This is a genomic window from Delftia lacustris, from assembly GCF_040267515.1.
Taxonomy (GTDB): domain Bacteria; phylum Pseudomonadota; class Gammaproteobacteria; order Burkholderiales; family Burkholderiaceae_C; genus Comamonas; species Comamonas tsuruhatensis.
This window is the reverse complement of sequence record NZ_CP141274.1, coordinates 3,170,607-3,194,922: the sequence shown is the minus strand read 5'-3', so window position 1 is coordinate 3,194,922 and position 24,316 is coordinate 3,170,607. Positions and strand designations below refer to the sequence as shown.

At 61.9% G+C, this 24,316-nt stretch carries 23 protein-coding genes; 7 read left to right on the top strand and 16 right to left on the bottom strand.

The window, feature by feature from the left end:
* Positions 1–44: 44 nt before the first annotated feature.
* Positions 45–671 carry a TetR/AcrR family transcriptional regulator gene (locus U6958_RS16060; protein WP_074921273.1) on the top strand — a complete coding sequence of 209 codons (627 nt, stop codon included), beginning with the start codon at positions 45–47 and terminating at the stop codon, positions 669–671.
* 4 nt (positions 672–675) lie between these two features.
* On the opposite strand, the gene U6958_RS16055 is transcribed toward U6958_RS16060, so the two are convergent.
* The 5 genes from U6958_RS16055 to U6958_RS16035 form a co-directional block, all read right to left on the bottom strand.
* Positions 676–1,788, bottom strand: a complete 1,113-nt coding sequence (locus U6958_RS16055; protein WP_404997204.1) for an acyl-CoA dehydrogenase family protein — start codon at positions 1,786–1,788, stop codon at positions 676–678.
* A 109-nt stretch (positions 1,789–1,897) separates the two neighbouring features.
* Positions 1,898–3,229, bottom strand: coding sequence for a cytochrome c (locus tag U6958_RS16050; protein ID WP_074921274.1), 1,332 nt, complete (start codon positions 3,227–3,229; stop codon positions 1,898–1,900).
* Positions 3,230–3,246: 17 nt separating this feature from the next.
* The gene (locus U6958_RS16045) at positions 3,247–5,547 is read right to left on the bottom strand and encodes a molybdopterin cofactor-binding domain-containing protein (RefSeq protein WP_012205755.1); all 2,301 of its coding nucleotides are present in this window, start codon (positions 5,545–5,547) and stop codon (positions 3,247–3,249) included.
* A complete protein-coding gene (locus tag U6958_RS16040; protein WP_074921275.1) occupies positions 5,544–6,131 on the bottom strand; it encodes a (2Fe-2S)-binding protein in 588 nt (195 codons plus the stop codon). Before U6958_RS16040 ends, U6958_RS16045 begins: the two co-directional genes overlap by 4 nt.
* Positions 6,132–6,760: 629 nt before the next feature.
* Entirely contained in the window at positions 6,761–7,048 is a 288-nt protein-coding gene (locus tag U6958_RS16035) for a hypothetical protein (RefSeq protein WP_074921276.1), read from the bottom strand.
* Between the two features lie 454 nt (positions 7,049–7,502).
* Between U6958_RS16035 and U6958_RS16030 the strand changes: the two genes are divergently transcribed.
* Both U6958_RS16030 and U6958_RS16025 read left to right on the top strand, forming a co-directional pair.
* Positions 7,503–7,778: an H-NS family nucleoid-associated regulatory protein gene (locus tag U6958_RS16030; protein WP_016447060.1), complete on the top strand. Its 276-nt coding sequence runs from the start codon at positions 7,503–7,505 to the stop codon at positions 7,776–7,778.
* A 268-nt stretch (positions 7,779–8,046) separates the two neighbouring features.
* Positions 8,047–8,835 carry an Hpt domain-containing protein gene (locus tag U6958_RS16025; RefSeq protein ID WP_244160462.1) on the top strand — a complete coding sequence of 263 codons (789 nt, stop codon included), beginning with the start codon at positions 8,047–8,049 and terminating at the stop codon, positions 8,833–8,835.
* A gap of 7 nt (positions 8,836–8,842) precedes the next feature.
* Here the strand turns inward: U6958_RS16025 and U6958_RS16020 are convergent, their stop codons facing one another.
* The 4 genes from U6958_RS16020 to U6958_RS16005 are packed head-to-tail and all read right to left on the bottom strand — an operon-like array spanning position 8,843 to position 14,390.
* Positions 8,843–9,535 (bottom strand): response regulator, encoded by a 693-nt coding sequence (locus U6958_RS16020; protein WP_016451730.1) that lies wholly within the window; start codon positions 9,533–9,535, stop codon positions 8,843–8,845.
* 47 nt (positions 9,536–9,582) lie between these two features.
* Positions 9,583–12,516 (bottom strand): hybrid sensor histidine kinase/response regulator, encoded by a 2,934-nt coding sequence (locus U6958_RS16015; protein ID WP_017405167.1) that lies wholly within the window; start codon positions 12,514–12,516, stop codon positions 9,583–9,585.
* Between the two features lie 25 nt (positions 12,517–12,541).
* Positions 12,542–13,714 carry an EAL domain-containing protein gene (locus U6958_RS16010; protein ID WP_074921277.1) on the bottom strand — a complete coding sequence of 391 codons (1,173 nt, stop codon included), beginning with the start codon at positions 13,712–13,714 and terminating at the stop codon, positions 12,542–12,544.
* Between the two features lie 19 nt (positions 13,715–13,733).
* A complete protein-coding gene (locus U6958_RS16005; RefSeq protein ID WP_016447065.1) occupies positions 13,734–14,390 on the bottom strand; it encodes a response regulator transcription factor in 657 nt (218 codons plus the stop codon).
* Positions 14,391–14,738: 348 nt separating this feature from the next.
* Between U6958_RS16005 and gloA the strand changes: the two genes are divergently transcribed.
* On the top strand, positions 14,739–15,188 hold the full coding sequence (gene gloA / locus U6958_RS16000; RefSeq protein ID WP_026062330.1) for a lactoylglutathione lyase: 450 nt from the start codon (positions 14,739–14,741) through the stop codon (positions 15,186–15,188).
* Positions 15,189–15,282: 94 nt separating this feature from the next.
* Here the strand turns inward: gloA and U6958_RS15995 are convergent, their stop codons facing one another.
* On the bottom strand, positions 15,283–15,807 hold the full coding sequence (locus U6958_RS15995) for an OmpA family protein (RefSeq protein ID WP_016447067.1): 525 nt from the start codon (positions 15,805–15,807) through the stop codon (positions 15,283–15,285).
* A 238-nt stretch (positions 15,808–16,045) separates the two neighbouring features.
* Here U6958_RS15995 and U6958_RS15990 point away from each other — a divergent pair, with 238 nt between their 5' ends.
* Together U6958_RS15990 and U6958_RS15985 are read left to right on the top strand one after the other, a co-directional pair.
* The gene (locus U6958_RS15990) at positions 16,046–16,669 is read left to right on the top strand and encodes a gamma-glutamylcyclotransferase (protein ID WP_034348165.1); all 624 of its coding nucleotides are present in this window, start codon (positions 16,046–16,048) and stop codon (positions 16,667–16,669) included.
* A 150-nt stretch (positions 16,670–16,819) separates the two neighbouring features.
* On the top strand, positions 16,820–17,431 hold the full coding sequence (locus U6958_RS15985) for a superoxide dismutase family protein (protein WP_046985507.1): 612 nt from the start codon (positions 16,820–16,822) through the stop codon (positions 17,429–17,431).
* 21 nt (positions 17,432–17,452) lie between these two features.
* Here the strand turns inward: U6958_RS15985 and U6958_RS15980 are convergent, their stop codons facing one another.
* From U6958_RS15980 to U6958_RS15960, 5 genes are read right to left on the bottom strand one after another with little or no spacing between them, the layout of a single operon-like run.
* The gene (locus U6958_RS15980) at positions 17,453–18,229 is read right to left on the bottom strand and encodes a CoxG family protein (RefSeq protein ID WP_074921278.1); all 777 of its coding nucleotides are present in this window, start codon (positions 18,227–18,229) and stop codon (positions 17,453–17,455) included.
* Positions 18,219–18,725, bottom strand: a complete 507-nt coding sequence (locus U6958_RS15975) for a (2Fe-2S)-binding protein (protein WP_074921279.1) — start codon at positions 18,723–18,725, stop codon at positions 18,219–18,221. Before U6958_RS15975 ends, U6958_RS15980 begins: the two co-directional genes overlap by 11 nt.
* Positions 18,722–19,618, bottom strand: a complete 897-nt coding sequence (locus U6958_RS15970) for a xanthine dehydrogenase family protein subunit M (protein ID WP_016447072.1) — start codon at positions 19,616–19,618, stop codon at positions 18,722–18,724. Before U6958_RS15970 ends, U6958_RS15975 begins: the two co-directional genes overlap by 4 nt.
* The gene (locus tag U6958_RS15965) at positions 19,611–21,905 is read right to left on the bottom strand and encodes a xanthine dehydrogenase family protein molybdopterin-binding subunit (protein ID WP_074921280.1); all 2,295 of its coding nucleotides are present in this window, start codon (positions 21,903–21,905) and stop codon (positions 19,611–19,613) included. Before U6958_RS15965 ends, U6958_RS15970 begins: the two co-directional genes overlap by 8 nt.
* A gap of 1 nt (position 21,906) precedes the next feature.
* A complete protein-coding gene (locus U6958_RS15960; RefSeq protein ID WP_074921281.1) occupies positions 21,907–22,890 on the bottom strand; it encodes a tripartite tricarboxylate transporter substrate binding protein in 984 nt (327 codons plus the stop codon).
* Between the two features lie 243 nt (positions 22,891–23,133).
* Here U6958_RS15960 and U6958_RS15955 point away from each other — a divergent pair, with 243 nt between their 5' ends.
* Positions 23,134–23,700 carry a MarR family winged helix-turn-helix transcriptional regulator gene (locus U6958_RS15955; RefSeq protein WP_016447075.1) on the top strand — a complete coding sequence of 189 codons (567 nt, stop codon included), beginning with the start codon at positions 23,134–23,136 and terminating at the stop codon, positions 23,698–23,700.
* Between the two features lie 2 nt (positions 23,701–23,702).
* On the opposite strand, the gene U6958_RS15950 is transcribed toward U6958_RS15955, so the two are convergent.
* On the bottom strand, positions 23,703–24,275 hold the full coding sequence (locus tag U6958_RS15950; RefSeq protein WP_074921282.1) for an NTP transferase domain-containing protein: 573 nt from the start codon (positions 24,273–24,275) through the stop codon (positions 23,703–23,705).
* Positions 24,276–24,316: the final 41 nt, after the last annotated feature.

Here is a 24,316-nt window from a genome sequence, read left to right as displayed (position 1 = left end):
GCGCCGCTAAGATGCCGCCCTGACTGTTGACAAGGATGAGGAAGATGGTCGGAAGACCCAGGGAATTTGACCGAGACCAGGCGCTGGAGCGCGCCATGCTGGCGTTCTGGCGGCGCGGCTACGAGGGCACGTCCATGGCCGACCTGGTGCAGGCGCTGGGCATTGCGTCAGCGCGCATCTATGCGGCCTTCGGCAGCAAGCAGGACCTGTTCCGCGAGGCCGTGCAGCGCTACGAGGCCGGTGATGGCGGCTTTGCCGACCGCGCCATGGCCCAGGAGCCGCACGTGCGCGACGCCCTGGCCCGCGTGCTGCGCGATGCCGTGGCCACCTATACGGACGATGCCCATCCGCTGGGCTGCATGGTGGTCACCGCCGCCACCAATTGCGCCGAGGAAAACGAGGCAGTCGCCGCCTGGCTGGCCGAACACCGCCGCCAGCGCACGCAGTCCCTGATCGACCGCCTTCAGCGCGCGCTGGATGAAGGCGAGTTGCGCGCAGGCACCGACGTGCAGGCGCTGGGGGATTTCTATGCCACGCAACTGCACGGCATCTCCGTGCAGGCCCGCGATGGCGTGCCGCGCCAGCGGCTGCTGGCGGCGGTGGAGACCGCCTTGCTGCTGCTGGATACCGCGCTGGAGCCGGCGCTGCAGCCCGCAGCCAAGGCGGGCTGAGCCGTCAGGCGCCGAGCTTTTGCAGTTTTTGCAGCTCGGCGCGCAACTGGATCACGCTGGGCGTGACGATGGGGATGAAGGCCGATTCACGCCAGCGGCGAGCAAAGCCATCGTCCGCATCCAGGCTGTAGGCGCGGCCACCGGCCGTCTGCAGCTCCAGCTGCATGGCCTGCTGCACGCAGTCGTGCAGGGCCAGGCGCAGCGCGAAAAGCCGCTCGGGCGCCTCCACGAAATCGCCGGCCTCAACACCGGCCTTGAGTGCCGCCACCGCCTGCTCCAGATGGCTGCGGGTATCGTCCAGCGGCTGCTGCAGCACATGCCCGCCCTGCCCCATGCGCGAGGCGGCCTGCGCACAGGCCGCGCGCGCCAGGCCGATGGACAGGCCGCATTGCATGCCCAGGAAGGCCGGCCGCACACGCGGCAGGAATCCGCCGGCGCGCTCGGCCAGCAGATCGTCTTCGGTGATGGCCACGTCCTTGAGTTGCAAGGCGGCGGTGTTGGTGCCGCGCAGGGCGATCAACTCCAGATCCGGCGAGCGCTCCAGGCCCGGCCGGTCGGACGGCAGGGCCACGATCATGGGCGGCGCGCCGTCGTCACGCGCCACGGCAATGGCGGCCAGAAAGCGCGGCCCGCGCAGGTTGGTGCACCAGGGCACGCTGCCGTTGAGCAGCCAGCCGCCCCCTTCCCGGGCCGTGGCGCGGATATTGAGTGCCTCCAGCCCGCTGAGGAATTTCATGATGTTGGACAGCCCCGAGGCACCGGCCGCCTCGCCCGCCAGCAGCGCGGGCAGCCAGCGCTCGCGCAGGGCCGCATTGCCGGTGTTCGCCAGCATCTCGATCAGCACACGCTGGCCCCAGAAGGCAAAGGCGGCGGACATGGAGTGCGTGGCCACCTGGGCAATCGCCTCGATGGCATCGCCGGCGCTGCCGCCCTGCCCGCCCAAGGCATTAGCCAAGCCGTGGCCCAGCAGCCCGGCTTCGGCCAGATAGGGCACGACGGCGGCCGTGGCCTCGCCGTTGCCGGCATCCAGCGCCTGGGCACGTGCATCCAGCCATTGGCGGTTGGCGTCGGTCAGCAGGGGGAAATTGGGCATGGGCTCAGGCATGGGATCGGGCATGGGGCTTGTCATCTTGCGGGTCACCATAAAAAAAGGGACCGCTGTGGGAACAGCGGTCCCTTGCCATCCTAGCGCAGCACACAGGCTGCGCAGATGACGCGGCGCAAGCTCAGTGCGCCGCCACCTTGCCGGGGCGTGTTTCCTCGCGCAGGGCCTTGACCTTGTCGCTCAGGCCGGGCCATGGCTGCAGGCCGTACTGGCTGCGCATGGTGTTGAGCAGCGTGGCGATCTGATCGTCGCTGAGGTTGTGGCGGAAGGCGGGCATGGTGCCCAGCTGCGGGCGCGCCGGTTGCGTGATGCCGTTGAGCACCACATGGATGGCGTTGGTCGGCGAGTCGCTGTACAGGTTGGTGTTCAGCGACAGCTGGGGACGCACCCCGAAGCTGCTGCCGGCCAGCACGCCGCTGGGATCGGCACGGTGGCAGGCCATGCAGGCGCCTTGGTACAGGCGGTAGCCCTGGGCGTCGACCGGCAGCTTGGCAACCTCGGTCTTTTCCTTCACCAGCGCCTCGGCGTCACCCGTGCCAGCGGCATCGGCCACAGGCTTGCGGTACGACATCAGGTAGGTGGCCATGGCGTTGATGTCCTCGGCCGTCTGGTGGGACAGGCCTTCGATCACGGGCGCCATGGGGCCGGCAGCCACGCCGTGGCGCTCCGAGAAACCGGTCTGCATGTAGCGGACCAGGTCCTCGCGCGTCCAGGGCAGCGGGGCCACGGCCTTGTCGTTGAGCGCGGGCGCATCCCAGCCGTCGATGAAGGCGCCAGCCAGGTGGTCGGCACCCTTTTTCTCGGCGCCGAACTGGTTGCGCGGCGAGTGGCAGGCGGCGCAGTGGCCCAGGCCCTCGACCAGGTAGGCGCCGCGAATCCACTCGCCCGACTGGTTGGCGGGCGCGGGCTGCTCGCCCGGCTCCAGGTACAGCGCATTCCACAGGGCCAGGCCACGGCGCACGTTGAACGGGAAGTTCAGCGCGGTCTTGGGTGCCTGGTTGGAGACAGCCGGCTCGGTCATCAGGAAGGCGTACAGCGCCTTCATGTCCTCGTCGGTCACGCGGGTGAATGCCGTGTACGGGAAGGCGGGGTACAGGTAGTTGCCCTCGCGGTCCACACCATGGCGCATGGCGCGCTCGAAGGCCTCGTACGACCAGCGGCCGATGCCGGTTTCGGCATCGGGCGTGATGTTGGTCGAGTAGATGGTGCCGAAGGGGCTGGGCATGGCCAGGCCGCCTGCGTTGCGCTGGCCGCCCGGTGCCGTGTGGCAGACCGCGCAGTCGCCCATGTGCGCCAGGCGGCGCCCCTGGTCGATCTGCTGCTGGCTGAATTCCTGCACCGGGATCTGCTGCAGGGGCGCGATCTCGCTGCGGCCCGTGGCCAGCCAGAAGGCGGCGCCGGCCACGGAGGCCAGGCCAACCACGCCGAGGGTGATTTTCTTGAGTGTGTGCATGTTCCGGTCCTCCGCTCTCAGTTCTGTGCCTTGTCGGCCGGGGCTGCATCGGCAGCCTTTGCCTTGAGTGCGGCCAGCACGCGTGCCGGGGTGAACGGCACTTCGCGCAGGCGCACGCCGGTGGCGTCGAACACGGCGTTGGAGACAGCGGCGGCGCTGGGCACGGAGGCCGATTCGCCCGCGCCCATGGGGTCTTCGCCGGGGCGCTCGACCAGTTGCACGTCGATCTCGGGCAGCTCGTCAAAGCGCAGGATGGGGTAGCCGCCCCAGTCCAGCGAGGTCACGCCCTTGCTGTCGAAGGTCACGTACTCCTTGAGCACGCGGCTGGTGGACTGGATGATGTTGCCGTGCACCTGGTGGCGCACGCCGGCCGGGTTGACCATCTCGCCGCAGTCATGGGCCACGAAGACCTTGTCCACCTTGATCACGCCGGTCTCGCGATCCACGGTCACGTCGCAGATCCAGGTGGCCCAGGCCGCGCCGTAGCCGGGGAACTTGCTGTGGTAGTAGCGGGCATAGGCAAAGCCGCGGCCCTTGACCAGGCGCTGGTCGGCCGGCGCGGGGTTGCGGTGGGCCGGGCCGTCCTGCCAGCCGGCCTGCTTGTGCGCAGCGTGCGTCAGCGCCACGGCGCGCGGGTCCTTCAGGTAGCGCAGGCGGTAGGCCAGCGGGTCTTCGCCGGCCAGGTAGGCGCATTCGTCGATCCAGCATTCATGGGCAAAGACGTTGGGCAGGGCCGAGACGCCGCGCATCCACGAAGCGCGCACGATGGGCGCCGCATCCTGCGAGACCACGCGCATCTTGGGGTACTCGTACTGCGGGATGGCCGTACGGTCGCCCATCTGCAGCACCTTGGGCTTGTTGGGCACCTTGCCCGTCAGGATCAGGGCCAGGGCAGCCGCGTCGTTGGACGGGTAGCAGGTCTTGAGCTCATAGCCCAGCACGGCATGGTTCTCGTCCAGGCCGCCGCGCACGCGGATCAATTGGCCCGTGCCCTTGGGCTCCCAGGCGGCTTCCTGCTCGCGCATCAGCTGCACTCGTACCGGGCGGCCCACGGCCTGCGACAGCAGCACGGCGTCGGATGCCACGTCGTCCGCGCAATTGCGGCCGTAGCAGCCCGAGGCTTCCAGGCGCGTCACATTGATCTGGTCGGCCGCCATGCCGGTCAGCGTGGCGATGTCCTTGCGCACGTCGTGCGGGTTCTGCGATCCGGTCCAGACCTGGATCTGGCTGGCGGACACCTCGGCCACGGCGCAGGACGGGCCGATGGAGGCATGCAGGTGGTAGGGCCAGACGTAGTCGGCCTCGATCACCTTCTTGGCGCCCGAGAAGGCCTCGTCAATGCCCGCGTCCTCGCGCAGCATGCGGTCGGTCTTCTCGTGCTTGACCAGGGTGTCGTGCATGGCGTTCAGCGACAGGTCGGGCACGCCGGCCCAGTCCTTCCACTTCACCTCCAGCTGGCGCATGGCGGCAATGGCCTGCTCTTCGCGCTCGGCCACGATGCCCACGAAATCGCCCTGCACCACTACCTTGACGATGCCCGGCAGATGCGCCACGGACTGTTCGTTCACCGAGATCAGGCTGCTGCCCAGCGGCGCCGACGCATCGGCACCGCCATAGGGCGGGCGCACCACGCGGCCGTGCAGCATGCCCGGCACGCGCACATCGTGCACATAGGCCAGCGCGCCCAGCACCTTGGCCGGAATGTCCACGCGCTGCACGGACTTGCCGATGTAGTTGAAACCGCCGGTGCGCAGCGGCACTTCCTTGTCCAGCGCAATGTTCAGGTCCTGGCCCTGGGCCAGTTCGCCGTAGCCGATGCGTCGCCCGCCCTTGGCCACCACCGCGCCCTTGGACGTGGTCAGTGCGGACACGGGCTGCTGCAGCTTCTCGGCAGCCAGGCCCAGCAGCAGCTGGCGCACCTGCGCGGCGGCCTTGCGCATGGGGATGGCATCCACCTGGATGGTGTTGCTGGCAATGGTCGGGCCCTGGTTGGGCGTGCGGCCCGTGTGGCCCAGAACCATGGTGATGCGTTCGAACTCCACATCGAGCTCATCGGCCACCAGCTGCGCCAGCGAGGTGCGGATGCCCGTGCCCAGGTCCACGTGGCCGTGGTAGGCCGTGACGCTGCCGTCCGCGCCAATGGCGATGAAGCTGCTCACCCGGTCAATGGGGGGAATGGGGAAGGCGCCGGCCACGGCGGGCGCCGTACCCGTGCTTTCAGCCACCAGGCCAGCGGCCGCCACCGAGCTGACCATGACCATGCCGCCCAGCTTGAGCAGGTTGCGGCGCGTCAGTTGAAGGGGGTTGGATGCACTCATGCTGCACCTCCCTGGGCGATCAGCACGCGGGCGCGAGCAGCCGCACGCATGATTTCCACATGCGTGCCGCAGCGGCACAGGTGGCCGGACAGGGCCTGGGTGACTTCCTCGTCGGTGGCCGTGGGCTTGTGGTCGAACAAGGCCACCAGGGCCATGACCATGCCGTTGGTGCAGTAGCCGCACTGGGCGGCCTGCTCGTCAATGAAAGCCTGCTGCACGGGGTGCAGTCGGTAGACGGCCTTGCCCTGTGCATCGGCTGCGGGCTCGCCGGCAGGCATCCCCGGCACGGCGGCCGGATGGGCGGCTTCCCAGTCACGCGCCACGCGGGCGTGCTCGGCCTGGGTCGCATCCTGGGACAGGCCTTCCAGCGTCGTGACCTTCATGCCCTGGACCACGCTCACGGGAACGGAGCAGGAGCGGGCCACCTTGCCGTCGATCAGCACGGCGCATGCGCCGCATTCGCCCAGGCCGCAGCCGAACTTGGGACCGTTGAGCTGCATGTCGTTGCGCAGCACATAAAGCAGCGGCGTCTCAGGGCTCACGCCCTGGATCTCGACCTCTTGTTGGTTGAGAGTGAATTTCATCGTATGCAAACCTTGTGGTTGACAACAGGTGCAAACCATAGGTGCGCACTGAAAAATCAGGCGTCAGGCACGCCGCAGCAGGGCCCGAAAAAGAAAGCCCACCGCCGGCGGGGTGGGCTATTTCACGTGGTTTTTAGAGGCAAGTCGGATGGCTGGCTGCCTGTTGTATGCAAACGATTCTATGCCTCGCACTTGCTCGCCGCTGCCAGCGTGCTGCCATCCCGGCACCCGCACAGACTGCAGATTTCCGTGGCTTTTTATGCACAAGACCAAACTCATCCATCGGAAATATCCACGAAAGCACAGCGCAGCAGGCTGATCAGTGAGCCTGCACCAAGAGCGAAAAGGAGTGCACCACCGCAGTGCACAGGAGGGCAGAACACGCTGCAGCAATTCCCGTCCGGATCTTTCAGCCATGCACGGCCGGGCATAGAGATCGCAGCCCGTCCAGGCGTTCAACGCGTCGGCTCGAAAATCACACCAACCCAGCAAAACACTCGGCTTTTACCTGCATCAAATTCCAGTGAGAACGCTTGAAATTCACGAACGCATCATGCGCAGCGCCTGCAAAACACCTGCTCGTCTGCAGGATCGGCACCACGCAAGGCTGCTGGCTGCCACCCCAAGCATCAGCGGGTGCCCGGTGTGATCTGGATCATGCCAAGGCCCGAATCCATGGCCACACGCCGCCGGGGAGTCAGCCAATGCACCCACAGCCCCCAAAGCCACCCCAGCGCAAACACGCAGGCCAAGGCCAACATGCCCCAGCGCCCGGCAGACAGCGCGCTGTAAATCCAATACGGCATGCCCCCCAGGCCGAAGAGGCAGGCCCATCGCCGAAGCGCGGCGGAACGGGATTGGGACAGCCAGACGGCAAGGGCTGCGGGGAGTGCGAAGGCGATCTGATCGATGCTCATGACTGCATCATACTGTACAAATAAACAGCATTGCACAGAAAAATCCAGACGCTTGCACAAGGCACGTCGACGGGACGGCCACACCCTCTGATTTGTTCGCATCTCATCTGGCAAGCAGCGTACAGACTGGACTTGAAGGATTCCGAATCCGCACCGGAGTTTGGGTAAAGCGCGGCCCTTGCATCGCTTAATACCAGCACCGCCGGCCAAGAACCCGGAGTCACGGCTTATCCAGTTCCGCCCAGCCCGAAAGCGAGGGTGCACAGGATTTTGAAAACCCGCAGAACATACAGCGCCATACTGCGCAACGGCTCTTTACCCAAGGTTTACCTGGCAGTTTGAACGCATTCGGGACGGGCAATGGTGGTCATAGGGGGAAATAATCGAAAGCATGCAAACCGGTTCTTAAAAAACAGTTAATATTCGCGCTTCAATCCATGAAAGGCAAACTACCGTGAGCAACACATACAAAGAACTTCTGGCGCAGCGCGAAGCACTTGAGGCCCAGATCCAGACAGCACGCAAGCAAGAAGTCAGTGATGTGATCGCCAAGATTCGCGGTCTGGTTCAGGATTACGGCCTGACAGCCGACGACATTTTCACGGCACGCCGCGCCTCCTCCACCGTGGCTCCCAAGTTCCGCAATCCAGAGACAGGTGACACCTGGACCGGACGCGGCAAGCCGCCCGCCTGGATCAAGGACAAGGATCGCGCCCAGTTCGCCATCTGAAGCCCTGGATAAACGCCTCCATGAAAACAGCCTGCAGTCACTTGCAGGCTTTTTTCATTCTGGCCCCACCTGGAGCGTGCACCTGAATTGGCGTGCCTGCACTTCTGCAGGGCGGCATTGCCCAGGCCTGGCCCCGTGCAATCGCGGCAAGCACGCGCACATGCCCTTAGACATGCACTGTGGATGGATGCCGTGGTTCAATCAGTCGGCCTGATCTGCATCTTAAAATTTCTCGCTGTAGAGACCGGCCCCCGACGTTCGGCCTTCCATGACAAAACAGATCTCCGCCCCGGACAGTGCCCCCACCGCACGCCGTCCTGACAAGCTACTGACCGCCTTTGGAACGACACCTGTCGCAGATGCACTCTTGCGGCCCCATCTGCCATTTTCAGGACAGCAGATTCTGTTCATCTCGTCATGCGACGATCAGCACACCCATCTGCTCCCTTTGCTCAAGGAGTGGGGTTTGGTGACCACGGCATGCCGCCATCCCACCGTGATTCGCCAGGATCGGCTACAGAAGTTCCACGTTGTCGTGCTGTGCGGGCCGAAGACTTCATGGAATGCCAAGGACGAAAACCGCCTGGTGGCAGGAGCGGCACGCATCATCGAATGTGAAGCCAGCCATCCCATGCAGCCCAGAGTGATCAATGCCCGCATCATCGCGGTATCCTGGCATTCACCGCAGGGGATTTTTGATGCGCTGACGATGGCGATCCATTCAACGCATCCCAACCCCGACAACCTCCTGCCGACTGACGAAGTCGTCCACTTCGAGAAAATTGCGCCACCCATCAGAAATGCCTTCCTGGAATCTGCGCGCTCTTCTCTGGCAACCATCAAATCCAGCCCAAACTGCAAAGATGTGCAAAGAGAGCTTCACAACCTGTCTGGCTCACTGAGATTCTTTGATCTGGTCGAGTTGTCAATACGGTGCGCCGACCTGGAAAGCCGCATGGGCCATGATGGGCTGGCATATCACAGACATTCGCTCTCGCTGCTGGAGCTCCAGCTTGAAGCAGTCATCCAGGACATACAGGCACTGAAGGCGGAATGAACATGCATCATTGAGATCTCGATGATGTCACCCACCCACATTCCAAGGCATATTTCATAAGGTCTATGTCTCGCTCTATGCCGAGTTTTTGCATGGCCTTGACTTTTTGCGTGCTGATGGTCTTCTTGCTCCTGTTGAGCTTGGCTGCAATTTCATCAATGCGCAGGCCAGCAGCGTACAACCGCACTACCTCGGACTCCTTGGGGCTCAGCTCGGCAGGCACTCTTCTCTCCCCCTGCACTCCGCCCAACCCGCCCGCACCACCTCTTTCCAGCCGCTCGGCGATGGCTGGCGAAAAATAAACTCCGCCAGTGAATGCCGCGTGGATCGCGGGAACAAGATGCAGCACCGGATCGGCCTTGCTGACAATACTGATGTTCGAGACACGACCCAGAGCCTGCAGTATTGCCGAGTTATCCAGCATGGTCAGGACCACCAGACCCAATTTTGGGAATCTTCTCGATATATATCCGAATAGATGCAGTCCATCTCCATATTGCCCGGTCGGCATGGAGTAATCGGATACAAGCACATCAAAACCTCCCTCTTCCAGCTTTTGAATCAGATCGGTTGAATTTGAAACACTCCCATTCAATGCAATTTCTGACTCACCAGACAATTCATGCCTGACACCTGATATTATCCCAGGATGATCGTCCGCCAACAATACGGATATTTTCAGGTATTTTTTATAGTCCATGGCGCGTAAATATGAATAACCTGACACCAGCCGGCTTTCAACCTTTCTCACAAATCTTTCAGAACGTCCATGAAATTCACGAGCTCCACATCGACCGCTCGAAAATCTCGCGCATTGACAAGAGAAGAAATCCTATCAAGCGCCTGGACTATGTCATTGAACCCTGCCACTGCAAATGCCCCCTTCATGGCATGAATTTCCCTATGCACAGCCACGAGATCTCTTTTTTCCAAGGATTTCTTCAAGGAGATCAAGGATGCTTGTGTTGTTGAGACAAGAATGTCACGGTAGCCAGAAATCTTGCTTGTTCTTGCCGGCAATGCATCCACTTGGCAAACCCCGGACTTACCGATATTTCTATCAATGAATTCCTTGATGCTTTTCAGGGAGGCTGGTTTGACGATGATGTCGGATATGCCGAATTTGGCACATTTATCCCTTTCATGCTTGCCTGCGTTTGCCGTTATTGCCCCCACTCTAATCCCGGGGTAATCCTTACGGATGTGCTGTGCAAGCACATAACCGTTCATGCCGGGCATCTGCAGGTCGGTTAGAACCAGGTCATAGGCCAGCTGTGCCAGCATGCTCAAGGCAGATTCCCCTCCTTCTGCAGAATCGGCCTCATACCCAATGATCCTCAGCTGATCCAGCAACAGCATTCTGTTAACAGGGTGGTCATCCACCACCAGAATCCTTGCCGAGAAATCCTCTCGTTCGTCCTCCGAAAGCAGGACATCGCCATCCTCCCAAGCGACAGCGGATGATGCGGGCTGCGCATGGTATGCGGGCAGCACCAGCTCGAAAATGCTGCCTTTTCCAAGGACACTTGAAAACCGGATCTCCCCTCCCATGAGGTGGGCCATCCGCTGGCACAGCGTCAGCCCAAGTCCGGTTCCTCCAAACTTCGTGGCGATTTCCGAGCCGGCCTGCTTGAACGCATCGAAGATGAACGCATGCTGCGAATGATGAATACCTATTCCAGTATCGGATACCTTGATGTTCAGCTCGCCGGATCTGTCGGATGCATATACCTCTATTTTTCCACTCTTGGTGAACTTCAAGGCATTGCTGAGAAGATTGTTGAGTATTTGCTTGATGCGCTCAGCATCGCCAAGATATCCAGACTTCAGCGAATCATCGATGGTCAGGGAAAATTCAATTTTTGCCTCTGTCACCAAGGGTTTATAGATGGATGCCACCTGCCTGATCACAGACTTGAGATCGAATCCGGCCATCTCGACACTCATCTGACCAGACTCGACCTTCGAGAAATCGAGGACATCATTCAACAGAGACAAAAGAGAATGTGAGGAATTCGAAATGATGTCCAGCCGTGTTTTCTGCTCCATGGACAGAATGCTTCTTCCCAGTATTTCCAGATTCCCCAGTATCGCATTGAGTGGAGTGCGTATCTCGTGGCTCATTACGGCGAGAAAAGATGATTTTTCATGGTTTGCCTCTTCCGCAGCCTTCTTTGCATCCTCCAGGCTTCTTTGGACCTGCTTGTGAGCCGTGATATCGGCAAACCCGCACAACAGCACGTTCCGACCTTGGTATTTTGCCTTCACCATGATCATGGACAGCTCTGCAATGGTTCCATCGTTGGAAATCACCACCTCGCTGGACACGGGCACATAGTCACTTTTCCCGCCACCAAGATATTTCTCCACATAAACTCTGTGGAAATAACCGATCAATAGCTCGCCAGGGACCGGGCCACGCAGTACTGCACTCTCCTTGTATTTGAACATCATGCTGTTCTCCAACAGCATCTTTTTCTCCTTGAAATCAAGAAGACCCAATCCGTAAGGAGCCATGGCAATGATGGTTCGACTCAGCTGCTCGGTATCGAAAACATTCTTTGCCTTTTCATAGATTGGAATAAATACCTTTTCGTAGAAATATATCAAAAAGCACCAGAACAAGACAATGAATATCAACGAAAGAATCAAATATACGAACGATTTTCCCTTTAGAAAAACCGCATCCTTCCACGAAAAAACGTGGAGCAGAATCATGTTCGTATTCGATATCCTCGAGTAGTAATGAAAAAAACCATCCTTGTATACAGCACCATACTTGAACAGAAGATAGCGACTCACCAGGTTGCCTTGGAATTTCGATGATTCAATATCAAAGAAGTCCGCTTTGCTGTAGCCCTCTGGTTCAACACCCAGGGCAACGCTTCCCTGGGAGTCCATGATCAGAAAGGAACTTCTATCCTCACCTTGCTGCATCAGATTCTCAATATGCTGGGTAGGCATGTCACTCACCACGGTGAGAAATGGCTTACCCCTATGGAATGCAGAAACAACAACCTGGAACGACATTTCACCCGTCAGAATACTTTTGGTCGGGGGAAGCCAAATGGGGTGGCGCACTTGTCCGGAATGAAGTGGAACGCCTTTGTCTTTCGGCAGCCCGGCAATCTGTTGCTGAAGCTCCAAGAGCATCCGTTCCCGCTCAGGCTCATCTGGAATCTGAGGCAGGAGAGCACCGATGAACCCGCCATCCGGACTGAAGGCATATACAGATATGGCTCTTCCATCCTGAAGAAAACTCGAGTTTGCCAGGTATGCAAGCTCCTCCAGCATGTCCCTGTATCGCCTGCATGCAGGCTTGTCGCCCTTATCCTCGAGCAAAACCACCGGACTCACACCCGTGATCATAGCGCCCGGCCTGCCAACTCCCGCCGGTTGTGATATATGCGCTTGCCCCCAAAGCAATTCTGATGCGATTATTCCACGCATCATGATGACCTGCTTTGTTTCTATCTCCACCAGAATTCTAGTTCTCTTGTTCTGAAAAATTGACCTTCTTTCCTCCATGAAATCATTGAACTCGAACGATGCCGCAAATAACGCGACAATGATCACAAGGAAAGAAAAGATCAGCCCCCCACCAAAAAGCAGTCTCTTGTTATATCTGGCCAGAAGCAGAAGATCTTCCTTTTCTGCAATTTCTTTTTTATGGATTTCCATCTGGACATCGATATACAGCCATTGCTCAGGCCAATGATCGCCTCATGTAGTCGATAAAATCTTTGCAGGAAAGTGCTCTGGAATACAAGAATCCCTGGGCGACATCGGCATCCATCCTCCTGATCATTCCCAGATCATCAACGTCCTCCACTCCCTCAACAACCACCTGTGCCCGAACATCTTTCGCAAGCGACACCGCTTTGCTCAGCACTCTCTTTGCATGGGCCTGGTTTCTTGCAGCATGCAGCAAAGCCTTGTCAATCTTGATCTGGTTGAAAGGAACGCTAAGCAGGCGCCCTAGGGTTGAGCCGCCCACGCCAAAGTCATCCATTGCGCACTGAAAGCCACTCATTCGTAAATTCGCAATGACACCGCCCAGAGACTTGTCGAGATCATCCGCCCCATCTTCCGTCACCTCAAAACCGATATTTTCAGGGGAGACACCTGCATCCCTGATCACGCGCAATGCCGAATCCATCCACTCCCAGGATGCCGCCAGGGAGGCGGATACATTGATGCTGCAGATGAACTGCCCTGAAGGTGCTGCCGATTTGATGAAAGAGATGGACTGCAGGAGCATTTGGAGAGTGAGCTCATGCATCAATCCATGGTCTCCGATGGCCTTCATGAACGCAGCAGGTGGCAACAGTTCCGTGGCCGAAATAGGCCACCGGGCCAAGGCTTCCGCCCCGATGATCCTGCCCGAGCCTGCATGATGCAAGGGTTGAAAATGGGCAACGATTTCGCCGCTGTGCAAAGCGTTCGTCAACCTTGCCCTCGGGATCGGCAAGATCGTCCTGGGCTGGCCCTCCGTCTTGGTCCGCCCCAGGATACGCAGCAGGAAATCCCCGTTGACCGGCACCTCTCTTGCCATTCTGGAGCGAGATATTGCACAGACGATGTTGAGTGCCAGGCTCCGGGCATAGTCAGCGACCGCATGGAATATTCTTGGTTCGCAGCTGCTGACAAGGATGATGGGAACATCCACTTCAGACAGTGCCAGATCATTGAGGAACCTCATCAGCTTTTCGCCGATGAAATCCATATCCACAAAGGCCGCATCCGCATTGAATTTCTTCAGTTCCGCCAGGAGCTCATCCGTATTGCTGATCCATTGAATGCCGTGAAAAATTCCTTGCTGTTTGCAACATTGCTGTATCCAATATGGGGCCATCGGATCGTTTGTGGCAACTAGCATTCTTTTGCCATGACCGGGACTATTTTCTGGCATCAATCCATCCCATCTCTATTCCATAGCGAATGAGGTCAATGTCCTTGCGGATGCCCAGTTTATTCATGACCGCCACCTTGTGCGTACTGACCGTCTTGATGCTGCGATAGAGTTTTTTCGCTATTTCAGACACTGTCATTCCAGAAATGAAAAGGAGCAGAACTTCCTCTTCACGCTTTGACAGTTCTATCGATGTTCGTACCGCCCCGAGCCATTCGCCGCCAAGCAGTTTGCTTGCGCTCGGCGAAATGAATTGACCATCTGTGTATGCCGCATAGATCGCCGGCACCAGGCTCCCCAAAGAATCTGTTTTATGGACTATCCTGTAGATCCCCTGATTGGCAAGCGACTTGATGATCCCAATATTCTCAATCATGGTCAGCATCACGATCTTGACGCCGGGAAATCGTCGCCGGATGACATTCAGCATGACCAGGCCGTCGCCATAAGTTCCGCCGGGCATTGAATAATCAGTCACCAGCACATCGCATTCGTTCTGCCTGAGAAAATTGATGATTTCCGTGGAGTTTTTCGCTCGACCCACAATCTCTATCTCATTTTTTTCCTCCAAAACACTTTCTATGCCTGCCAGAACTGCCGGATGGTCATCGGCAATCAGTATCCGCAAGACGAAATTTTTCATGACTCAAAAAATTAGCAAGAAGAACATTCCTATTCTAGGCAGTGACGCACTAGGATTTAATTGGATTAATCTGATTTTTCCACTTCAAAATCTAAGATTTGTCTGATTTTTTGGCCCAATTGCTGCGAATTCGGGCGTCAGTCCTAGGGAGCACTCCTAGAATTCAACAGATAGTTGAATCGGTGGTTGAATGCGTTGCAGGCCAAGCATCCGGACCACGCGGGAGTCTGTGGATGAGATGCACGCGTCCGGGCAGGAGCCCGCGACCGATGCCGCGGTGGGGCTGAAGCGACCTCACCCCATGGCCGAGCGCGTGAAGAGACCGCCAAATCCCGGCACAATCCGTGGATGCGAATCCTTCACACCATGCTGCGCGTTGGCAATTTCCAGCGTTCCATCGATTTCTACACACAGGTTCTTGGCATGCAGCTGCTGCGAACCTCAGAGAACCCCGAGTACAAGTACTCGCTGGCCTTCCTGGGCTTCGAGGGCGGCAACCCTGGCCAGGCCGAGATCGAGCTGACCTACAACTGGGGTACGGAGTCCTACGACATGGGCACGGCCTACGGCCATATCGCCATTGGCGTGCCTGATGCCTATGCCGCCTGCGAGAAGATCAAGGCGTCCGGCGGCAACGTGACGCGCGAGGCCGGCCCCGTCAAGGGCGGCACCACGGTGATTGCCTTTGTGACGGATCCGGACGGCTACAAGATAGAACTCATACAGGAGAACTCACGCGCCCATGCCGGCGTGCAGCCAGCTGGCGGCGAGAAGTTCGATCCCCTGCGCAATTCCTGATCCACGCAGCCCCAAAAACAAAGGCCCGGAGCGTTCATCGCTCCGGGCCTTTGTTTTTAGCTGCGGCTGCTGCCAGCCGCACTGCTGATCCGGTTCAATCCACCAGGATCACTTCCACCCGGCGGGCCTGGGCATTGCTGCCATCGGCCTGCAGTTGTTCGGGCTTCTTGAGTTCGACCTTTTCCTCGGCCACGCCCAGTGCCGACAGGGCAGCCTGGACTGCCAGGGCGCGCTTCTTGGCCAGTTCGGCGTTGAGTTCGGCGCTGCCGGTGGCGTCGTGGTATCCAGAGATCACGGCGCGCTTGCCGCCCTGCACACCAGCCACCACATCGGCCAGCGCTTCATTGGCGCCAGCCGCCAGCTCGGCCTTGGCCGATGCGAAGTAGAACTTGACCACGCCGTTTTCGACAACGACACGCGCCACGTCTTCCTCCAGGACCACAGGCGCCATCGCCGGCACAGGTGTGGCGCCGGTTGTCGTCTTTGCAGGACCATGCGCAATGCCGCGCTGGTAGACCACGACACCCACGACCGTGGAGACGACGAGCGCAATCAGCGCAAACAAAAAGCCCAGGGCAAAACGTTGTTGGCTGTCGTCGTCGGATTGACTGAAGGACATGAAGCACTCTCCGTGAATGAACTGTTGAAGGAAACCAGAAAGACTGCGAAAAACCGGCCGATTGTAGAGGGCCGCCGCCAACGGCCCTGCGCACCGCCCAAGCCCCGTGATGCCACCCGGCACGAACTGTGGCGCCGCAGAGACAAAAGACCGGCCGTGCAAGGGCAACGCAGGCGCTTGTGCACCGTTTGGGCCGACAGGCGTTAAAACGTCATTGTTCCTTCACGCCACAGCGCCCATGTCCGCCCTGCCAGAATTCTCATTTGCCCGCCGAGAGTCCCAGCCCATGCTGGACGAGGCGCTGCACCGATGGGGCGGAAGCGATGACCTCTGGATCTTTGGCTACGGCTCGCTGATCTGGCGGCCGGATTTCGATTTCTGCGAACGCCGCACGGCCCGTGTCTTTGGCTGGCACCGGGCATTGAAGATGTGGAGCACCATCAACCGCGGCACGCCCCAGAATCCTGGATTGGTCTTTGGCATGCTGTCCGGCGGCAGCTGCCAGGGCATGGTGTTCCGCATTCCCCGGCACCACGGCCATGACGTCATGAGAAAGCTGTGGCAGCGCGAGATGGCCAATGCCGTCTATGACCCCCGCTGGCTGCCCTGCCGCACCGGCCAGGGCACGGTGCAGGCGCTGGCGTTCACGCTGTCCCGTCAAAGCCCCAATCACACGGGCGAGCTGGCGCCCGAAGACTATCGCCGCATCTTCAGCGAGGCCAAGGGCATCTATGGCAGCACGCATGACTATGCGCGCGCAACCTTCGATGAACTCAAGCGCCTCGGCATCCGGGACCGCGCCTTGCAGCGCCTGCTCAGCTACGCGGGCCAGCCTGAAGCGGGTGCGCAAGCCTCGCGCTGACGCTTCGATGCGATTGATACGCTGATGCGCGCAGGCGCACAACGCTGCCCTCTCCGACATATCCACCGTATTGCACGCTGCAAGATGGCGGCTGCGCGCAATGCGCCTCACAACTTTTCCAGCACGGATATCAACCAGGAGATTGCCACCATGCGTTTGAACGCTTCCCCATCCACCCCGTCCACCGCCGTGAAGCTGCTGATGGCAACCGGCATGGTGCTGGCCCTTGGGGCCTGCGGCAGCCAGGCCAAGCCTCCTGCCGCAGCCGCGGCGTCCACCCCGGCAGCCGTCACCGCAGCCCCTGCCGCCCGCAACGTGGCCATGGCCCAGCTGCAGCCCACGCAAGGCAGCAAGGTCAGCGGCAGCCTGCAGTTCACTGCCCAGGCCGATGGCAGCGTGCGCGTTCAGGGCTCGGTTCAGGGGCTGGCGCCTAACAGCGAGCATGGCTTTCATGTCCATGAGAAAGGCGATTGCTCCAGCCCTGATGGCCTGAGCGCGGGCGGCCATTTCAACCCCACCGGCCACGCCCATGGCCGCTTCGATTCCGCTGTCCACCACGCAGGGGATCTGCCCAGCCTGCGGTCCGACGCGCAAGGCATGGCCAGCATAGATTTCGTTTCGCGCGGCCTGGCACTGGATCAGAGTCCCAACAGCGTGGTGGGCCGCGGCCTGATCGTGCACAAGGACCCTGACGACTACACCACGCAGCCCACCGGCAATTCCGGGGCGCGCCTGGCCTGTGCGGTGATCACGCGCGGATGATGTGCTCGGCCGGGTCTGCGTTCAGCGCAGGCAGTCGCGCAGCCACGCCGCGCACTGCTCGGCGCGCGCGCCCGGCCATTGGACGCTGACCGTGGTATCGCCACGGCGCAGCTCGACATGAATGGTGTCGGCAGCGCCCGCGCTGCCCTCACCGCTCAAGCTGCCGATTAGCCGTCCCCACCAGCCACGGCCCCGCAGGTCTTGGGCCGTGGAGGAGAGCTCCGAAGCTGGCGCTGGTGCTGGCGAATTCCGGGCTTGCGCCACCGTTTCCCCGGCTGGCTCGGAGGCCGGCGCGGGCGCGACAGGTGCAGGCGCCTGCACGGTCGCCTTGCCCGCAGCGGGCTCCCCTCCCCCGCCTTCGAGCCGCGCGGCCAGATTGTTACCGAACTCCTCCCATATTCGGTCGGCCTTGGTCTTCATCACGCTCAGGCCGAATGCGCCCAGACGGCCCAGCAGGTCCACGTCGATCTTGATGCGCAGTTCGGTGCCTCCATCCGGCGTGGCGCTCAGGAAGATTTCACTGCGCTGCTTGAGCGAGCTGGCCACCGAGGTGTCTTCTCCCGTTCCTTCCACGCGCAGATACTCGGGAGCGCGTTGCTCGACGATGCGTGTGCGCAGCTTGAATCTGGCGCTGATGAAGGAGATCTTCTGGTGCATCACCGCCACGTATTCGGTGGGGCTGACCACTTCGATGGACTGCATGCCCGGCACGGCACCTCCCATGACCTGGGGATCGAGCAACAAGGCCCATACCCGCTCTCGCGAGGCCGAAACAGTCAGGGTTTTCTCAATTTCCATGCATTTTCTCCGCGGCCACAAGGACCGATTCCACGATCTGGGTGTAGCCCGTGCAACGGCACAGGTTGCCGTTGAGGCCATGGCGAACTTCGTCCGCGCCGGGAAGGGGGTTGCGCCCCAGCAGATCGCAGGCGGCCATGATGAAGCCCGGTGTGCAGTAGCCGCACTGCAGGCCGCCCCATTGCATGAAGCTTTGCTGCAGCGGGTGCAGGCGTTGTGAGGGGTCTGCGCCCGCATCCCCAGCAATACGGTCGGCCAGGCCTTCGATGGTGGTGAGCGCGCGGCCCTGGACCTGCACGGCCAGCAGCAGGCAGGACTTCACCACTTCGCCATCCAGCAGCACCGAGCAGGCGCCGCACACGCCCGTCTCGCAGCCGCGCTTGGTGCCCGTCAGGTGCAGGTCATCACGCAGAAAATCCGACAGCAGCCGGCGCGCAGGCACGTCCACGCTGCAGGGCTCGCCGTTGACGGTGCATTCGATGCGATGTCGGCTCATGCCAGCTCTCCTTGTTCCAGTGCCAGGTCCAGGCCAAACAGTTCGGCCACGGTGCGCCGCACGTTGACGCGCACCATTTCTCGGCGGAAATCCGCCGAGCCGCGCAGGTCCGAAACCGGTGTGATGTCGGCCGCGACGATGTCACCCGCCTCGGCCGCCAAGGCCCAGGTGAGGGCACGGCCTTCAAGAAAGCCCTCGGCGCGCCGCTGGCGCACGGGTATGGGCGTAGAGGCGCCCACGACGAGACGCGCGTCGCGGCAGATGCCCCCGGCGGTGTGCGCCACCAGGGCCACGCTGGCCAGCGGCCGGTGTTCGGCCGCTGTGCGCAGAAAGCGCGTGTACACACCGCTGCGCCGGTCGTCTCCTTGCCCCATGGGCGGCACGCGGATCTCGCTGACGATCTCGTCGCCTTCCAGCGCCGTGGCGTAGTAGTCGACCAGGAAGTCCTCGATGTCCAACAGGCGCTCGCCTCTTGCGCTGGCCAGCACGATCTGGGCGCCCAATGCCATCAGGCAGCCGGGCGGGTCGGTGGAGGGGTCGGCATAGCAGAGATTGCCGCCCACCGTGCCCTGATTGCGCACCTGCGGGTTGGCCATGCGCTGCGCCATGCCGGCCAGGACAGGGTAGTGATGCGACACCAGCGGCGAGGCCGCCAGTTCGGCATGGCGCACCAGGGCGCCGATACGCAGGCCACGCACCGGGTCGAAGTCCAGGCCGCGCAACGCATCGATGCCAGCCAGCGAGACCAGGTGCGTGGGCGCGAGCATGCGCTGGCGCATGCCCAGCATCAAGGCCGTGCCGCCGGCGATCACGCGGCAGTCCTCGCCCAGTTCGGCCAGCAACCGGCTGGCCTCCGCCACCGAGGTGGGCTCCAGGAAGTCGAAGTCATGCATGACGGCCCTCCTCGGCGCGTGCGCGCAGCGCCGCCAGGATTTTTTCGGGCGTGATCGGCAGATCGCATATGCGCACGCCGATGGCGTCGTACACGGCGTTGGCGATGGCAGGCGCTCCCGGCAGGATGGCGGTTTCGCTGGCCCCTTTGGCGCCATAGGGGCCGTTGGGGTCGTTGGACTCGACAAAGCCGCCGCGCAGCAAGGGCACGGCGTCGGCCGTTGGCATGGTGTAGTCGGCGAAGTTGCCGTTGGCCAGGCGCCCGCCTTCCAGGTGCAGTTGCTCGTAAAGGGCCCAGCCCATGGCCTGGACGGTGGCCCCGTTGGTCTGCCCATGGATGGCGACGGGGTTCAGCGCCTTGCCGCAGTCGTCGGCCACATAGCTGTCAAGCACCAGGACCTGGCCGGTTTCCGTATCGACCTCGACCTCCACTGCCTGGGCCGCGAAGGAATAGGCCGGCGCGATGTTGCCGTGCAGCTGGGCGTCGTGCATCTGCGTCTTGGCATCCCAGGTGTGGCTGACCTGTATGCCCTCGCCGCCATGGCGCCAGATGTGCTGGCGTGCGAGCTCGGCCATGCCTGCCGCACGGTCGGTGCCGCGCACGCGCACCTGACCATCGGCCAGCTCCAGGTCGTCTACCTGCGCCTCCAGCACGACGGCGGCCAGGGCCAGCAGCTTGCTGCGGGCCGCATGCGCGGCACCTATGGCGGCATTGCCTGCAGCCATGGTCACGCGCGAGGCCAGCGAGCCTATGGCGAAGGGCGTGCTGTCCGTGTCGGGTGCGGCCACGCGGACCTGCGACAACGGCAGCGTGAGTTCATGGGCGACGATCTGGCTGAGCATGGTGGCCGCGCCCTGGCCCATGTCGCACTCGCCACTGAGCACAAGCACCTGGCCATCCTCATGGATGCGCACCACCACGGTGGAGCCGTCCCAGTTGCCCATGGTGCGGTTGCCGCTGACATGCATGGCCGCGGCCATGCCCACGCCCCTGCGGCGGGCGCCAAGGGCCTGGCGGGGGCGGGCGCGCTTGCCGCGCCAGTCGATGGCATCGGTGGCCTGGTCTATGCACTCCTTGAGGCCGGCGCTGCCGATCTTCCAGCCATGCACTGTCACGTCGCCGGCTTGCACTGCATTGAGCTTGTGGACTTCGGCCGGATCCAGCCCCAGCTGCTCGGCCATGATGTGGATGTGGCTGTTGAGCGCGAACAGCATCTGCGTACCGCCAAAGCCGCGGAACGCGCCGTGCGGCGGGTTGTTGGTATAGACCAGGGTGGCGTGCGATCGGACGTTGCCCTGCCTGTGCATGTTGTCGCTGCGCATGGCACTGACGTGCATGACCTCGGCCGACAGACCCGCATAGGCACCGCACTCGGCAACGATGTGCACCTGCTTGGCGAGGATGCGGCCATCACGCGCCATGCCCAGCTTGAGCGTGATGCGCTCGGGGACGCTGGAGCAGCAGGCCAGGAAGTCCTCCAGCCGGTTGTTGACCAGGCGCACGGGCCGCCCGGTGCGCAGGGCCAGCAGGCCCGCCACGAGCTGGTTGTCGTCCTCGACGATCTTGCCGCCAAAGCCGCCGCCCGTGGTGGCCTGCACCACGCGGATGGCGGACACCGGCAGCTCCAGCGCCGCCGCCAGCCGGGCACGCGCCAGGAAAACCGACTGCGTGGAGGTCTGTACCAACAGGCGGCCATCGGCGTCGATGGAGGCCAGGGTTGCCATGGGTTCCAGGTAGCCCGGGTACTGCGCATGCGTGGTGTACGTGGCTTCATGAACCAGATCAGCTGCGGCGAATCCGGCATCGGCATCGCCGCGCTCGAAGCGGATCTCGTGGGCGATGTTGCCCCGGCCCGGATGAACGCCGGGCGCTTCTTCATCCAGGGCTTCCTCGGGCGACAGGATGGCGGGCAGTTCTTCGTACTCGACCTCGATCAGGTCCAGCGCATCGCGGGCGATCTCTTCTGTGGCGGCAGCCACGGCTGCCACCTCTTCCCCCGCAAAGCGCACCAGGCCGTCGGCCAGGATACGCCGCTCCTTGTGGCTCACGCCCCAGGGCGTGCGCGGTGCATCTGCCCCGGTCAGCACGGCTTTCACACCGGGCAGCGCACGCGCTGCAGCAATGTCGATGCGCACGATGCGCGCATGCGGATAGGGGCTGCGCAACAGCTTGGCATGCAGCATGCCCGGCAGCTTGAGGTCGCCCGCGTACTGGGCACGACCTAGTACCTTGGACAGCGCCGTGACCTGGGCCGTCTCGCGGCCCAGCGTGGAATTCGAGGTATTCATGTCATTCAGCGGTGATGCCGAGTTCGCGGATCACCTTGCCCAGGCGCTCGTAGTCGGCAGCGTTGACATCGGCCAGCACCTGCGGCGACCCGCCCACGGGCACGGCACCGAAGGTGGCCATCTTTGCCGCCACCTCCGGCATCCTGAGGATCTCGTTGAGATGGGTGTTCAAGGTCTGCACCACGGCGGCCGGCGTGCCCTTGGGCGCGAAGAAGCCATTCCAGGCACCCGCGGCGATGTCCCTGTAGCCCAGTTCCGCCAGCGAAGGCACATCGGGCAGCAGGGGCGAACGCTTCGGGTCGGTCACGGCCAGCGCGCGCAGCTTGCCCGCCTGGATGTACTGGGCCACCGGCCCCAGCGTGACGTAGGCCAGTCCTACATGGCCCGCTGCCACATCGTTGACGGCCGGTGCCACGCCGCGATAGGGCACATGCTGAATGCTCACTCCGGCAGCGCGGTTCAGCCACTCGGCACCTATGTGCATGGGCGAGCCTGCGCCGGGACTGGCGTAGCTGAGCGTCTTGCCGGCCTTGGCCGCAGCCACCATGTCGGCCACGCTTTTGAATCCCGTGGAGGGATGGGCCACGAGCAGCACGGCCTGGCTGGCGGTCTGCACCACGGGGGTGAAACCTTTCAAGGGGTCATAGGTCGCGGCAGTAGGGAGCCTCATCACCATGGGGGCGATGGTGAAGGGGTTGGGCGTGAACAGCAGCGTGTAGCCATCGGGCACGGCCCGCGCAACCAGGTTGTTGCCCACGGTGCCGCCCGCCCCGGGCCGGTTGTCCACCACCACGGGCTGGCGCAGACGCACCGTGAGCTTTTCGGCGAACAGGCGCGCCATGGCGTCCGTGTCACCACCTGCGGGATAGGCGACCACCACGGTGATCGGCCTGGCGGGGTAGTCCTGTGCAAATGCCGGACCACAGACAGCGGTGGCAAAAGCCAATGCTGCAATGGTCAGGCCTTGCCGACGATGGGGGGTCATCACTGGCTCCTTTGAAAGCGCGGACATGCATCGGTCAGATACGGGCATGGCAGCTGGGGCTGGCTATGGGATGAATTCATACGATTCATCCATGAAACATTGATCCTCAAAAGAATCAATGACGATTTTCTCCGGCAAGTTGATGAATCAACTTACTGAAAACACCGATTGACCTCTATTGATTTCTCCAAAGAAATTCCACAAGACAAACGTCAGGCAGCCTGTGAAACAATTGATGGGAACATGTCCATCCCACCTTCTCCTCTCCCTGTGCCCAGCACGCCCGCAGGCAATCCCTGGACCCACCTTGACGAGGCAGGCAGCAGCCTGACCGTCGATGCCTTTCTGACCACGCTGATGAGCCAGGTGGGCAATGCGCTGCGGCGCACCATCACCGTGCCCTATGCCGATACGGCGGGCTTGACGGTTTCGGAGTGGCGGCTGTTGGCCCTTGTCGCGCATGCAGGCGAGTTGCCGTTCAGCGCGCTGGTGGTGCAATCCACTTCGGACAAGGCCCTGGTGAGCCGGGCGCTGCGGCTGCTCGAGGAACGCGGCCTGGTGGCCCTGCTGGCGCAAGGCTCCACTCCACGCAAGAAGATCCTGTGCTCCATCACGCCTGCGGGCCGGCAGTTGCATGACGAGGTGATGCCCGTGGCCCGGCAACACCAGGCCGCTGCTCTGCTGGCGCTGACGCAGGAGGAACGGGAGGTGATGTATCGGGCCTTGCTCAAACTGCGCGGTTATTGCCAAGACAGCCAAGCCGACCCAGCGACCGAAGGCGGCCCCGCTACGGCAGACGGCGAAGCCTGAATTCAGCCCACTTCAGGCCGGTTCTGCAGCAACACCTCAGCGCGCGCCAGATCGTCCAGCGTATCGATGTCGGTGAGCACACCAGCATCGTCCACATCGACCTGAACCACATGTCCGGCTTCGCGCAGCGCCTTCAGCACAGGCGCCCCGCCCTTCTCTCCGCTCAACGCCATGAGCGCCGCGCCGCATGCGGCGCCGAAACCCACGGGATGTCCACGCTCGCCTTGATGGACAGGCTGGACGGCTCGGGCCCCCGCATGCAATGCATCGGCCACTTTCAGCAAGGTCTGTGGACTCACCAGCGGCAGGTCGGCCGGCAAGACCAGCCAGCCTGGCGCATCGGCTGTGGCACGCACGGCCGCAGACAGCGAATCGCCCATTCCGGGGTGGCCCGCATCTTCCAGATGCCAGGGCAGGCCGCTGGCGCGGACGGCGGCCAGTGTGTGTTCCAGCACGGTGCTGCCGCCCAGCGGCGCAGCGAGCTTGTGCATAGTGCCGCCCGACGCGCGGAAACGCTCGCCACGGCCCGAGGCGAGGATGAGCACGCAAGGCCGGCCTTTGAAGTCTCTGAGCATGCGCAACTCTAGCGCAGCAAATGGGAGGTCGGGCGCAGGCA